Annotated in this window: 11 protein-coding genes; all 11 read right to left on the bottom strand. The window is 31.5% G+C overall.

Translation table 11 applies throughout. From position 1 onward, the window contains the following. Positions 1 to 35: 35 nt before the first annotated feature. The gene (pglF, locus tag FOC43_RS02025) at positions 36 to 1,808 is read right to left on the bottom strand and encodes a UDP-N-acetylglucosamine 4,6-dehydratase (configuration-retaining) (protein WP_002777199.1); all 1,773 of its coding nucleotides are present in this window, start codon (positions 1,806 to 1,808) and stop codon (positions 36 to 38) included. A gap of 2 nt (positions 1,809 to 1,810) precedes the next feature. Beyond that, positions 1,811 to 2,971 carry a UDP-N-acetylbacillosamine transaminase gene (pglE, locus tag FOC43_RS02020; RefSeq protein ID WP_002786286.1) on the bottom strand — a complete coding sequence of 387 codons (1,161 nt, stop codon included), beginning with the start codon at positions 2,969 to 2,971 and terminating at the stop codon, positions 1,811 to 1,813. Positions 2,972 to 3,125: 154 nt separating this feature from the next. Further along, positions 3,126 to 3,713, bottom strand: coding sequence for a UDP-N-acetylbacillosamine N-acetyltransferase (gene pglD / locus FOC43_RS02015; RefSeq protein ID WP_002780649.1), 588 nt, complete (start codon positions 3,711 to 3,713; stop codon positions 3,126 to 3,128). Next, positions 3,700 to 4,302 carry an undecaprenyl phosphate N,N'-diacetylbacillosamine 1-phosphate transferase gene (pglC, locus tag FOC43_RS02010; protein ID WP_002777206.1) on the bottom strand — a complete coding sequence of 201 codons (603 nt, stop codon included), beginning with the start codon at positions 4,300 to 4,302 and terminating at the stop codon, positions 3,700 to 3,702. Before pglC ends, pglD begins: the two co-directional genes overlap by 14 nt. Next, a complete protein-coding gene (gene pglA, locus FOC43_RS02005; protein ID WP_002777209.1) occupies positions 4,295 to 5,425 on the bottom strand; it encodes a N,N'-diacetylbacillosaminyl-diphospho-undecaprenol alpha-1,3-N-acetylgalactosaminyltransferase in 1,131 nt (376 codons plus the stop codon). The genes pglC and pglA overlap by 8 nt, the downstream gene beginning before the upstream one ends. A gap of 11 nt (positions 5,426 to 5,436) precedes the next feature. Beyond that, positions 5,437 to 7,581, bottom strand: a complete 2,145-nt coding sequence (locus FOC43_RS02000; protein WP_002780646.1) for an STT3 domain-containing protein — start codon at positions 7,579 to 7,581, stop codon at positions 5,437 to 5,439. A gap of 3 nt (positions 7,582 to 7,584) precedes the next feature. Further along, positions 7,585 to 8,682, bottom strand: a complete 1,098-nt coding sequence (pglJ, locus tag FOC43_RS01995) for an N-acetylgalactosamine-N,N'-diacetylbacillosaminyl-diphospho-undecaprenol 4-alpha-N-acetylgalactosaminyltransferase (RefSeq protein WP_002777212.1) — start codon at positions 8,680 to 8,682, stop codon at positions 7,585 to 7,587. Beyond that, complete coding sequence (gene pglI, locus FOC43_RS01990; RefSeq protein WP_002777213.1) at positions 8,670 to 9,599, bottom strand: GalNAc(5)-diNAcBac-PP-undecaprenol beta-1,3-glucosyltransferase; 930 nt, start codon at positions 9,597 to 9,599, stop codon at positions 8,670 to 8,672. Before pglI ends, pglJ begins: the two co-directional genes overlap by 13 nt. Beyond that, positions 9,592 to 10,668 (bottom strand): GalNAc-alpha-(1->4)-GalNAc-alpha-(1->3)-diNAcBac-PP-undecaprenol alpha-1,4-N-acetyl-D-galactosaminyltransferase, encoded by a 1,077-nt coding sequence (pglH, locus tag FOC43_RS01985; protein ID WP_002780642.1) that lies wholly within the window; start codon positions 10,666 to 10,668, stop codon positions 9,592 to 9,594. The genes pglI and pglH overlap by 8 nt, the downstream gene beginning before the upstream one ends. Then, the gene (gene pglK, locus FOC43_RS01980; RefSeq protein ID WP_002786296.1) at positions 10,665 to 12,365 is read right to left on the bottom strand and encodes a BC-type lipopolysaccharide transporter PglK; all 1,701 of its coding nucleotides are present in this window, start codon (positions 12,363 to 12,365) and stop codon (positions 10,665 to 10,667) included. Before pglK ends, pglH begins: the two co-directional genes overlap by 4 nt. Beyond that, positions 12,359 to 13,345: a UDP-glucose 4-epimerase GalE gene (gene galE, locus FOC43_RS01975; RefSeq protein WP_004283893.1), complete on the bottom strand. Its 987-nt coding sequence runs from the start codon at positions 13,343 to 13,345 to the stop codon at positions 12,359 to 12,361. Before galE ends, pglK begins: the two co-directional genes overlap by 7 nt. Positions 13,346 to 13,353: the final 8 nt, after the last annotated feature.

The following is a 13,353-nucleotide window of genomic DNA, read 5'->3' as shown; positions in this document are numbered from 1 at the left end:
TCAGTAAAATCAAACTTTAATATATTAAAATAATATTAATTACCATCTTTATTATGATTAAATTCAGGAACTATTTCTTTTAAAATTTCAGCTATATTTTGGCAATCTTGCAATTTTTTAATATAATCATTTAAAATTTGAATATCCATCTTTTCATTTTTAGCAACAAAAATACTCTCATATTCTGTCTTTGCATCATTCTCATCGATTAGCAATTCTTCAAAAAGCTTTTCTCCACGTCTTAAACCTGTGATTTTTATCTCTAAGTCTTCTCGGTTGGATAGAATAAGCATTTTTTTAGCCAAGTCCATAATCTTAACCGGCTCGCCCATATCCAGCACAAAAAGCTCACCTCCTTTTGCGATAGCTCCAGCTTGCAAAACAAGCTGCACTGCTTCACTTACTAGCATAAAATAACGCACTATATCAGGGTGAGTTAAGGTTAATGGCTCATTATTTGCAATTTGAGCTTTAAATTTAGGTATCACACTTCCACTTGATCCTAAAACATTTCCAAAGCGCACACAAGAAACTTCAAAATTTTCATCACTCGAATTTAAGGTATAAAGCTCACATACTCTTTTAGTGCATCCCATGATATTTGTTGGACGTACCGCCTTATCTGTACTTATCATAACAAATTTTTTTACTTTATTTTTTTTAGCTACATCGCATAGAGTTTTAGTACCTACGATATTATTAAGCACAGCAGAATGCGGATTTTGCTCACAAAGAGGCACATGCTTATAAGCAGCTGCATGCAAGATCAATTCAGGCTTATACTCCTTAATAATCTCATCTAAACTTTGCTCGTCTAAAATACTAAGCAAAACAGGGGTAATTTTTTCTTTATATAAGCTTAAATCTTCATTAATCTTATAAAGATTAAATTCGCTATGATCAAGCATTATAAGATGTTTTGCACCAAATTTAATACACTGCTTACAAAGCTCACTTCCTATAGTTCCGCCTGCGCCACTTACCAAAACTACTTTATCTTTTAAAAATGAAGCCACAGCACTATCATCTAAATCTTTAGGTTTTCTAGCAAGCAAATCTTCTATGCTGATATCTCTTGCTTCATTTCTTGTAAAAGAAAAAATCTTAACATCACTGATTCCATAAGCAATAAGCTCTTCAAACAAAGCTTTAAGCTCAGCTTGATCTAGTTTTAAAGCTATAATAGCAGTTTTAACACCTTCATTGACATAATCTTTAATTTTACTTTTATCTTCAACGATAAATTTATCGCAATATGTTCCTATAAGCTCTCTTCTAGCATCTACAACACCCACAGGAAAAAGACCCAAAGAGCCTTCCTTTGCTCCCTTTAGCAAATGCAAAGCCTTTGAAGTAGCACCCACCACTATACAAGGAGTTTCTTCTTCTTTTGCGCGGGAAGGCTTAAAGTCTATAAGCATTCTTTTAGAAATTCTTAAAGTGCCTACAAACATATAAGAAAGAATAAGATCAATACCTATAACCGAACGCGGGAAAGGATTGAAAAAATCATCGTAAAAATAAAAAATCAACAAAAAACAAATTTCAGCCAAAACCAAAGCAAAAAATATCTTTCTTGCTTCACTTAAGGAAAAAAATCGCCATGCCACCTTATAAATTCTAAAAATAAATAAAAAAGCTATTTTTAAAACCAGTAAAATAAGTCCCGCTTTAATCATACCCTCATAAAAAATACTAGGAATTTCCCCGCTAAAACGCAAAGAAAAAGCTAAAAATATAGAGAGTATAAACAAAAATGCATCAAAACATAAGAAAAAAATCAGCCTTTTGCTTTTATAAAAATCCATCATCAAGCCTTTACGCTCTTGATAATAAGTTCTGAAATTTCACGCACATTGTCTTTACTCATCGCTGTGCCACTTGGCAAGCATATCCCTTTTTTAAAGAATAACTCACTATTGCCATTTACATAAGCCTTGGCACCTTTGAAAACCTCTTGAGTATGCATAGCTTTCCAAAGTGGGCGTGTTTCAATTTGCTCTTTTTGCAAATCTGTTATAAGTTTTGAAATTTTTGGATGCAAAATCAAGTCTTTTTGCGAAATTTCTATACATTTTTGATAAGCATTCATTTCGTTTTTATCAAAATCAATCAAAGCCGTGCTTAACCAGCGATTGCTTCTTGAATTTTCAAGCTCATCTAAAAAGACAAAACTATCACCTAAAAATTCTTTATACCACTCATAAATTTCTCTTTTTTTTAGCACTCTTTGTTCTAAAACTTCCATTTGCGCCACGCCAATAGCGCCTAAAATATTACTCAAGCGGTAATTATAACCATAATCTAAATGTTCATAATGCAAACAATTTTCCCTTGCCTGAGTGCTGTAAAATCTCGCTCTTTCGATTTTTTGCTTATCTTTACCTATAAGCATACCACCGCCTGAAGTGGTGATGATTTTATTTCCATTATAAGAATAAGCTCCAAATTCTCCAAAAGTTCCTAAAGCCCTACCCTTGTAAAAACTTCCCAAAGCCTCGGCGGCATCTTCGATTAAAATAATATTTTCTTTTTCGCAAATTTGGACGATCTCATCCATTTTGGCCGCATTGCCATAAAGATGAGTTAAAATTAAGGCTTTTGGTTTTTTTTCGCTCTCTTTAATAGCAAGCTTTAACAGATCAATATCTATATTAAAAGTCTCATCACAATCAATAAAAACAGGTTTTGCCTTAAGATAGCAAATAGGAGCCACTGAAGCAATAAAAGTAAAAGATGAAGCTAAAACAATATCATCTTGCTCCACTCCTGCTACTCTTAAAGCCAAGTGCAAAGCGGCCGTAGCTGAATTTAGCGCCAAAGCATTTTCGCATTGAGCGTAATCTTTAACACTTTCTTCAAAACGATTTACAAATTCGCCCAAAGGAGCTATATAATTGCTTTTAAATACTTCTTCTATATATTTTAACTCATTGCCACCCATGTGCGGAGGAGAAAGAAAAAACCTCATTTTTTATCCTTTATTATAAACAGTGATTTTACTAAGATGATGTATTTTATCTAAAATAATTTACTAAGTATCAAACATTAAAAATTCTTTTGCAATCAAAGCTTATTTTTATTATATCTTAAGATTAAAAGTAATTTTTTAAGGATTAAAATATCTACATTCTTTTTGCAGGCACTCCCACAAAAACACCCTTTTCGCTTTGACTTTTCACTAAAGTCGCCCCACCCCCTAAAATGCTATCATCTGCCAAACTTAAATTTGGCAAAACACAAGAATTAATCCCTAAAAAACAATTTTTGCCAATTTTGACATTTCCTGCACACTTAGCCCCAACGCTTATATGGGAAAACTCACCCACCTCACATTCATGCTCTATCACGCTTGAAGTATTTAAAATCACGCCTTTTTTGATTTTTGCTTTTGCATTTACTACCACATAAGGCATTATTAAAATTCCAGCATCTTCTGCTATATCCGCACTTTGGCTAATAATCGCACTTTTGTGGATAAGATTTACGATCTTAAAGCCACTGTCTGAAATTTGGTTAAAAAGCTTTTTTCTTATTTCATTATTTCCAATAGCTATGAAAATATCATATTTTGGCAAAGAGCTTTCAAATTTTTTACCCTTAAAATCATCTAAAAAAATACATTCTTTATAGCCCAAATTCGTAGCGACATCAGCACAAACAAGCCCATGTCCGCTCGCACCATAAATGTAAATTTTTTCAGTTCTTGCCATTAAATTTCTCCGTTGTAACATGACCTTCTTTGCTTACTCCGCTTCTTTTTAAAACCTTTAAGGCTGTTAAGAACATGATTTTTAAATCTAGTAGAAAAGAAATATTTTTTACATAATACACATCAAGTTCAAATTTTTTTTGCCAAGAAATCGCATTTCTACCATTTACCTGTGCCCATCCTGTGATACCAGGACGCACTTTATGGCGGAGTTTTTGCTCTTCATTGTAAAGGGGTAAGTATTCTACTAAAAGAGGTCTTGGACCCACAAAACTCATATCACCCTTTAATACATTAAAAAGCTGTAAAAGCTCATCTAAGCTTAAACTTCTAACAATCTTCCCAAAAGCCTTCAAACGCAACTCATCACTTAAGAGCTCGCCCTTTTCATCTCTTTCATCACTCATGGTTTTAAATTTATAAATTTTAAAAATTTTTTCATTTAAACCTGGACGATTTTGAGTAAAAATCACACTACCTTGAGTTATTTTTAAAAGCAAAGCAGTGATTAAAATAAGAGGCGAAAAAAGCACCAAAAGAAACAAAGCCAAAACAAAATCAAAAATTCTTTTTATCCATTTCTCATACATTTTTAATCACCCTATCATAAAGTTCTAAATAACGCTGCGCGATAACATTTTCATCGTATTGTAAAGCATCCTTAGCTGCATTTTTACCTAGATTGATTCTTAAACTTTCATCTTCTAATAAAACTTGTATTTTTTCTATTAAATCTTTACTATCTTTGGTCTTAGCCCAAAGCCCATCATAAGCATTTGAAATTGCCTCAACACAACCCTCACAATCACTTACTACAATAACTTTGCCACAAGCTTTCGCCTCTAAAACACTTACTGGAAATCCTTCTTTATAGCTTGGCAAAACAAAGATATCGCAATTTTGCAAAAGTTCTACTATATCACTTCTAGCACCCAAATAAAAAACCTTGCCTGAATTTAAAAATTCCAAACTCGCACAAGAAGGATTATCATCTCTTCCGCCCACTAAAACAAAATTTGCCCTATCTTTTAAATACTCTGCACTTTCATAAAATTCTTTTACACCTTTATGCCACAAAGCCCTAGCTATCATCAAAACAATAGGCTTTTCATCAATTTTTAAATTTTGCCAAAAAGCTTTTTTAGCTTCTTGCTCCACTCTCATAGGAAAGAATTTTTTAAGATTGATACCCACGGATTTAATCACGCAAATTTTATTTTCCTTAAGTCCTAAATTTCGCATAAAATCCGCATTAGCTTGATTTACAAAGATGAAAGAATCAGCGATTTTAAAACTAAGTTTATAAAGAGTATTGATAACAAAACGCACTAAATTTGCTTTAAAACCCTTGTCTATATAAAAAGATCCAAGTCCCTCAACAAGACCGATTTTATAAGGAATTTTGGCATATTTTGCAGCTATTAAACCAAAGGTATTGCTCTTATGAGCTCCACTTTGCAAAAGATCCAAATTTAAGTTTTTTAAAACATTTTTAAGATGTAAAAAATTTTTAAAAACAATTAAAGGATTTAAACTCGCTCTTGAAAGCTCATAAACAACGATATTTAAATTTAAAGCCTTTAATTTTTCGGTATATTCATCTTGTGGCACTATGACAAAAACCTCATCTCCTCTTGCAATCAAAGCTTTAATTATAGGCAATCTAAAATGATATATACTTGCTCCTGCGTGAGTTAAAAAGCCTACTCTCATTGTAAAAACCTTTAAATTTTGAGTTTAAAAACTTTTGCATCTCTAGCATTAATCACTAAATCATACAAATTTTTATCATAATTTCCAAGGAAAAACATTTGCACATAAGCACTATTAAACATAGTTTTATCCATTAAAATAAACTGAGCATAAGGTATGGTGCTATCTTTAAGATAAAAAATATAAAATTGAGCCATATCATCAATAGGAGTGATTTTATATTCACCTTGTTTGATAGAATTAATCTCTATGATACTATTTACGGATATAGTACTATTATTTATTTTAAAACTTCTAAAATCATCACTTAATGCAATACCATTGCTAAGATAAATTTCTCCATTTTTAACATCAAGTGGATAAGCTGCACTAAAAGTAAAAGGTTTATTTATCTCACCTGTCTCCAAATCCACAAAAGAAAAACTAGCCACAGTTGAAAAAATCAAAGACATTCTAGCTGGCATATAGATATACACATCGCGTGTTTTTGGCATATTGATTTTAAAATCAGGCTTGGAAAGCGAAGCTAAAAACAAATCCACATTATTTTGATTATAATCTTTCATCATGGCTTGTAAAAGATCATTTTTTAAAATATCATTTAAAGGGGCGTAAAAACTTTTTTCTGTGTATTCTACACTAAGTCTTGCCATATTTGCAGCAGCCACTTGATCTTTACTTAGAACAAAAGATGGGAAAAAATTATCCTTGCCTAAATGCTTACCCCCATCAGCCAAAGTTTTAACATCGCTGTAATACCTAATAGGATATCCATAATCCCACCAAGTTACTACATAATCTTCTCTTTGTGCAATTTTTTTAAGCTCATCTAATTTCGTAGCCTCATTTTGAGAAAAAACAGTTGGTGCTTTATAATTGTTGATATGATAGAACATAGGAATTAAACTTAAAAAAGTAAAAATAAAAACGCCTATATTGGCCCACCAATAGGTATTATTGTTTTTTTGTTTTCTTTCTTGCAAAAGACTCATTAAAAAACCAAATCCAAGTGCTAAAACAGGTACTGCATAAATAGTAAAACGAAGTCCACTCTTAAGTGCTAAAAATCCTAAAGCTAACATCGGCAAAGCCAAAATCATACTTTTATGTTTTCTAACAAGGAAAATAAAGCCGATTAAAGATACAAAAAATACAAGCTCGCTTCCGCTAATCCTTTGCATAAAAATACTTAAATCTATACTTTCTACCTCTTGTATGGTTTGATTTACATTAAAATACATAAAACCTTGAGCCAAATTTGCACTCTCATCACTTCTAAAAATATAAAATTTAAGTTGATAGAGTATAGGATCAATTCCACCGCTTAGTATCAAAAATACCAAAGTTGCCAAACCTAAAATTCCAAGCAAAGCAAAGCTAAAACGCTTATTTTGCAAAACAAAAAGACTAAAAAGTATGACAATGATGGCGCTTTGATAAAACCAAGCTATATTTGAAAGTGTGATAGAAGCTAGGATAATAGCCATATAAAGCGTTTTTTCTTTTATATGAAAAACCAAGGTATAAATAAAGAAAAGTCCTAGTAAAGCAACATTTAAAGTATAGCTTGATGGATACCACCAAAGATAAATTCCTACAAACAAAGGCAGTGTTATTAAAGATAATAAATCTTTTTTCAAAATCAGCCTTATCATAAAGAAAACTATCATCATTGCAAGAACTATAACAAGCATATCAGTATCATAATATCCGCTCATCGTGCGATTATAATAGCTATTAGCTATACTGGCTAGCAATGCTGCAACAAACCCCATTAAAGGGCGTTTGTATTCATTAGCAATCAAAATCAAAGGTATAACCACCAAAGAAGATAAAAAAGTACTGATATATATAAAAATGCTTTCTAAAGAAAAAGGAGTTATTTTATAAAACCAATATGTGAGCGTTGAAAGCGAAGAACCATAATAACTCAAATCATTAGGTTGATGAAAACCCGCTATCATATCTCTTGCACCCTCTGCAAAAGCATATCCATCATTTGAGATAATCATAAGCTCGTTATTGAAAAAATATTCATTAAACTCACTTGCCCAAAAAATCCAATAAAACCTACATAAAACACTAAAGACATACGCTAAAATTATAAAAGCCAATAAAATAAAAGTTGGGTTTTTAAAGTATTCTTTTTTTAACATATCTTATCCTAATAAATATTTTAAAGCATTGCGTGCGATTTTTGCTTTATCAAAATCAAGAGCCCTATCCTTGGCCTTTTTCTTATAAGCTTTTCTTAAATTTTCATCCTCGAGCATTGTTTTTAAGCCCATAAACATAGAATTTTCATTATTTACTTCTACTAAAAGTCCAAATTCATCATCTCCAAAAAGCTCTCTTGCACCACTTCTATGATCAGTGCAAACCACCGCACAGCCACAAGCTAGACTTTCGATTAAAACATTTGAAAAACCCTCAAACACAGAAGCAAAAGCAAAAAATTCACACTTAGACATATATTTGTAAGGATTATTATCAAAGCCCAAAAGCAAAACTTTATCTTCTAAATTCAAGTCTTTAATCAAAGCCAAAAGCTCATCTTTTAGCACTCCCTCGCCTAAAATCACAAGCTTTAAATCTGTTTTTAATCTCGCATAAGCACGGATAAGCAAGGCATGATTTTTACCCTCATCAAGCCTTCCCACGCTTAAAATAAATTTATCCTTTAAGCTTATATCTTCAAGTGCTTTTTGTTCTATTTTTTCCAAATCTATAGCATTGTATAAAATTTCACATTTTGCTTTGTCAATTTTAAAATTACACAATAAATCTTCTAAATTTCCCTTAGAATTAGGCAAAATCAAATCAGCCCTTGGGTAAAGCAAAGTAATCAAAAGTTTATTGGCTAAAGAATTGAAATTGTTTTTAGCATACATCACGCTTGGAGTGGTACATTCGTTGATTACAAGGCGAGTTTTGTTGCCAAATATTTTTGCCATCAATGCAATATAATTAGGCCTATTTAAAAAAACAAATTCTGTATCGATATTTAATTTTTGGCAAAGTTTTTTATATTTTAAAGCTAAAAAAGGAAGTTTTAAAAATTTTAAAATAGGATTTTCACTAGGTTTTGAACGCTCTAAAAAATGGATTTTGCATTCAGAAATTTCATAAGAAATTTTATCATTCATTAAAATCAAATGCACTTCAAATTTCAAACTTAAAATCGGAAGTAAAGTTGCCACTACTCTTTCAGCACCCCCACTTCCTAAAGAATAAATAAAAATCGCTAATTTTTGCATAAAGCCACCCGAATTTTTGATAGTTTTTCAATCATTTTACTTGGAATTATACTTAAAGTAAGTAATATCAAAGCAGGAGCATTGATTTTAATGCTCAAACTTTTAAACAAACAATGATAAAGTGCTTTATAATTTGCACTTAATTTTGCATAATACGCTGCCATTTTATAATAACTCGCACAAGTTTTTCTATAATCATCATCCCCAGAAGCTTTTAACTCATTTTCTAAAATTTTCGCAAGCTCTAAATACCCCAAATGCACCCTATGAGCATTTTTACTCGCTCCTAGCGTGACACTATCTTTTCTAAAAACACGATAAATTCTAAAAGCTTTATGGATATAAAAACTTTTTTCTTCGTATAAATTCACCCAAAGTGTGGCTTCGTTGCCATAAAATTCCTCGTTAAAACGCTTATTTTTAAGCAAAGAAGCCTTAAAAACAGAAAAAAATTCCCCACTAAAACGCTGCATTAAAAAATCTTTCTTAGAAATTTCATCCTCTTTTTGCAAACCTCTACCGCTAAACTCATCACTTAAAATTCCTTCTTTTTCTATAAGGCAATTTCCAAAAACATGAGAATAACCCTCATCTACTTTTTGCATTAAAACACCCAAAGCATAGGGTAAAAGCTCATCATCATCATCTAAAAAGGTTATAAATTCACCACTTGCTTTATCCAAGCCATTGTTTTTATTGCCATTAGGGCCTTGTTTGTAGTTTTGATTTAAAAAATACTTAATGCGTTTATCACTTTTTTGCAAATTCTCTACAACGCTTTTAGTATCATCACTAGAATTATCATCGCTTATAATGATTTCTAAGTCTTTAAAGTCTTGATTTAAGATACTCTGAACTGCCTTTTGAAGTAATGAAGAACGATTAAAAGTAGGAACTATAACAGAAAGTTTAGGCATTTTTAACCTCATCAATAAGCTCAAGCCATTGCTTTTTAATATGAGAAATTTCAAAATCTTCACATCTTTTTTTAGCATTTATAACGATATTTTTTCTTAGTTGCTCATCTTTTAATACAAGCTCAAGCTTTCTAGCCAAAGCTATTTCATCATCACAACCCACTAAAAATCCATCCTTATTATCGTTAATTAAGTCCTTAGCTCCATTATAATAAGAAGTTGAAATTCTACACACTTCAAAATACAAACTCTCGATCAAAACCGTTGGCAAACCCTCAACAAAAGAACAAAGACAAAGTACTTTAGCCTTTTCATAGAGCGCTTTTACATTTTCAACACGCCCTAAAAACTTCACTCTTATGCCTAAAGATTTTGCCTTATATTCAAGCTCTTGTCTTAATTCCCCATCACCAGCCACAACAAATTCATAATCCTCTTGCAATTTTTTATCTAAATGCGCTATGGCTTTTAAAAACATTTGAGGGTTTTTATTTTGATCTAAACGACCTATAAAAAGCACCGAATTTTCTTTTTCAAAATGCTCATTTAAAGAAATTTCTGTGCTAAAATGACAAGGATTAGGCAAAAGTTTTACCCTTTTTACAAATTTTTCATAATAAATTTTATCACTACTTCCAAGCACGGTCAAAGCATCGCAAAAAGGATAACTCAAGCGTCTTAAAAAACGCCAAATTTTAGATTTTAAATAAGCTTCATTACTATGTTCGCTTATGATTAATGGGGTTTTTAATCCTATCTTAGCAAAAATACAAGCAATATTTGTCGTATCTAAAAAAGAGATAAAAACATCGCTTTCATTTTCTTTTAAAGCTTTTCTTAATGCCAGATATTTTTTAAAACGGCTTGCGATTTTATGATATAAAGTGTCAAATCTAAATTGCTCTAAAGTTATAAGTTTGATATTTTCTTCAAGTTTATAAAAAGAATCGCCCACATGAAATTTGATGATACTTACTTCATGCTGAGTGCAAAGCGCATTTGCTAAAGTCGCTAAAACACGCTCAGCACCTCCTGAATTTAAAGTGGCTATGATAAAAGTTATTTTCACTTTTTATCCTCCTTAAAAAGTTTGCCATGTTCTAAACGATAGATGCTATCACAACGCGTGATGGTTGAAAGACGGTGCGCAATAATAATCATGGTTTTGTCTTTAGAAATCTTATAAATTTCATCCATAATCCTTGCTTCGCTTTCAGTATCAAGCGCAGAAGTAGCCTCATCAAGAACTAGAATTTCAGGATCTAGGTACAAAGCTCTTGCGATGGCTATGCGTTGCTTTTGTCCACCGCTTAAATTACTCCCACCATCGCCTACTTTTGTTTGCACTCCTTGGGGTAAATTTTTCACAAAATGTTCTAAATTAGCTTGCTTAATCACCCTTTGAAGTTTTTCTTCATCTACTTCATCTCCAAAGCTGATATTTTTAGCAATGCTGTCATTAAAAAGATAGATATTTTGCGGGATATAACCTATTTTTTGGCGATAATTCTTAACATTTTTCATATTTAATTCATTTTTATCTACAAGCACCCTACCCTCTCTAGGACTTAAAAGTCCTATGATTATATCCACTAAAGTGCTTTTTCCACAACCACTTTCTCCTATAAATGCGATCTTTTCGCCTTTTTTTATACTTAAATTTAAACAAGTAAATAAATTCTTTTTGTCTTTATATCCAAAACTTAAATTTTCTAGTCTTAATTCTTTATCAAAATCAATTTTTTCTTCACCCAAACTCTCTTCTTTTTGCTTTAAAATTTGATAAATAATATCTAAAGAAGAGCGATAATAAAGTAAATCATGATAGCTTGTAATGATACGATTTGCACTTGGCATCAAGCGATAAAGCGCTAAAACAAAAATGGAAATAGTCGCTAAAATTCCGGATATATCGCTTTGATTTTTAAATACTAAAAAAACCACTATAAAAACAAGTACACAAAAGCCAACCCCTTCAAGATAAATTCTTGGCATGGCACTTACGCTTTCATTGGTGATATTTGCCTTAGCAAAAATCTCGCTTTGAGTTTTAAAAAGATTTAAAACGCCATCTTCTTTGGTTTTGAGCTTTATTAATTTAAAATTATTTAAATTTGTATTAAGAATTTCAAAAAAATTCTTCATCGCTTCTTCGCGTTTAAGACCTGCTTTTTTAACGATAGGACTAAGAACTTTGATCAAGATAAAAGCATTTATAATCATAAAAAGACTTAAAAATAAAGTGATTTTATAATTTACTAAAAGCATGAGAGTGTAAAGTAAAAGCACGACAAAAATTTCACTCATCATCAGCAAAAATGATGAAATCATAGTGCTTAGATTGTAAACTTCTCCGGTAATAGACTTTAGAATTTCGGATTGATTTTTTTGAGTAAAATTTTCATAATCTGTATTTAAAAATTTTGCAAAAACTTTATAAGCGATAGCATGATACCTACCCTTTGAAAAGCGGGCTAAGAGGTGAAAATAATAACTATTTAACAAAGCGCGCAAAACATAAAAGACAATAAGCACAACACCAAAATAAACTATAATCTCAAAAACAGGTAAAGCAAGATAGTCTTTAAGCTGGATTAAATACTTATTTCTATCAAAATAAGAAAAATCACTAGCCAAAGTAATAAAAGGCATCACTAAAGAAATAGCAAAACTTTCTATAAAAGAAATAAAAACCGAAAAAAGCAGTAAAGAGAATAAAAATTTTTTATCCTCTTTACTCAAAATAAAAAATATTTTTTTTAGCACTGCTTTTCCCAATCAAATGCAGATTTGCAAATAAGATCCAAATCATCAAATTTAGGCTGCCAAGAAGTAAGATTTCTAATCTTGCTTGCATCAGAAATCAAAACTGAAGGATCACCTGCACGGCGTGGGGCAAGCTCGACTTTAAAATCCACCCCACTTACTCTTTTCATCGCATCAATAACCTCTTTTACACTAAAACCATGACCATAGCCCACATTAAAAATATTGCTTTCATTATTTTCTAGATAATCCAATGCCGCCAAATGAGCACTTGAAATATCATCTACGTGGATAAAATCTCTTATACAAGTGCCATCTTTTGTATCATAATCATCACCAAATATAAAAAGCTTATCGCGTTTTCCTGCTGCGCATTCTGCTGCTACTTTGATAAGCAAAGTCGCTTTAGGATAGCGCTGTCCTAATTTATAATCCATACAAGCACCTGCAACATTAAAATATCTTAAAATACAGTATTTAAATTCAGGATGAGCCATATTTGCATCACGCAAAACCTCTTCACTCATAAGCTTGCTGCGTCCATAAGGATTGATAGGTGCTAAAGGACTATTCTCCCTTACAACAGGGGTTGTAGGTTCACCATAAGTAGCTGCTGTAGAAGAAAAGATAAATTTACCCACCCCTGTTTGGATACAAGTTTGGATTAAATTGGTTGTATTAATCGTGTTATTCATATAGTATTTTAAAGGATTTTGCATGCTTTCAAACACTTCAATACTCGCTGCAAAATGCACCACTGCATCAAATTTTTCCCTTTCAAAAAGTGCTTTTACGCCTTCAAAATCACTTAAATCTTGCTCAAAAAATTTAAATTCTCTTATATTTTGCAAATCATCAATAGCAATTTTAGAACCCTTAGAAAGATTATCTAAAACGCAAATTTCATGATTTGTTTTTAAAAACTGCCTTAAAGTATGAGAGCCGATGTAACCTGCACCACCACTAATAAGAATTTTCATTTTTTACC

It is taken from the genome of Campylobacter coli (assembly GCF_009730395.1).
Taxonomy (GTDB): domain Bacteria; phylum Campylobacterota; class Campylobacteria; order Campylobacterales; family Campylobacteraceae; genus Campylobacter_D; species Campylobacter_D coli.
Note: the sequence above shows the minus strand (reverse complement) of the source record. Positions and strands in the feature narration are given on the sequence as shown.

Excerpts from the sequence above, each read along its gene's own strand:
- pglC (WP_002777206.1), bottom strand. The coding sequence starts at position 4,302 with ATGTATGAGAAATGGATAAAAAGAATTTTTGATTTTGTTTTGGCTTTG.
- pglJ (WP_002777212.1), bottom strand. The coding sequence starts at position 8,682 with ATGCAAAAATTAGCGATTTTTATTTATTCTTTAGGAAGTGGGGGTGCT.
- pglE (WP_002786286.1), bottom strand. The coding sequence starts at position 2,971 with ATGAGGTTTTTTCTTTCTCCTCCGCACATGGGTGGCAATGAGTTAAAA.
- pglI (WP_002777213.1), bottom strand. The coding sequence starts at position 9,599 with ATGCCTAAACTTTCTGTTATAGTTCCTACTTTTAATCGTTCTTCATTA.
- FOC43_RS02000 (WP_002780646.1), bottom strand. The coding sequence starts at position 7,581 with ATGTTAAAAAAAGAATACTTTAAAAACCCAACTTTTATTTTATTGGCT.
- pglD (WP_002780649.1), bottom strand. The coding sequence starts at position 3,713 with ATGGCAAGAACTGAAAAAATTTACATTTATGGTGCGAGCGGACATGGG.
- pglF (WP_002777199.1), bottom strand. The coding sequence starts at position 1,808 with ATGGATTTTTATAAAAGCAAAAGGCTGATTTTTTTCTTATGTTTTGAT.
- pglA (WP_002777209.1), bottom strand. The coding sequence starts at position 5,425 with ATGAGAGTAGGCTTTTTAACTCACGCAGGAGCAAGTATATATCATTTT.
- galE (WP_004283893.1), bottom strand. The coding sequence starts at position 13,345 with ATGAAAATTCTTATTAGTGGTGGTGCAGGTTACATCGGCTCTCATACT.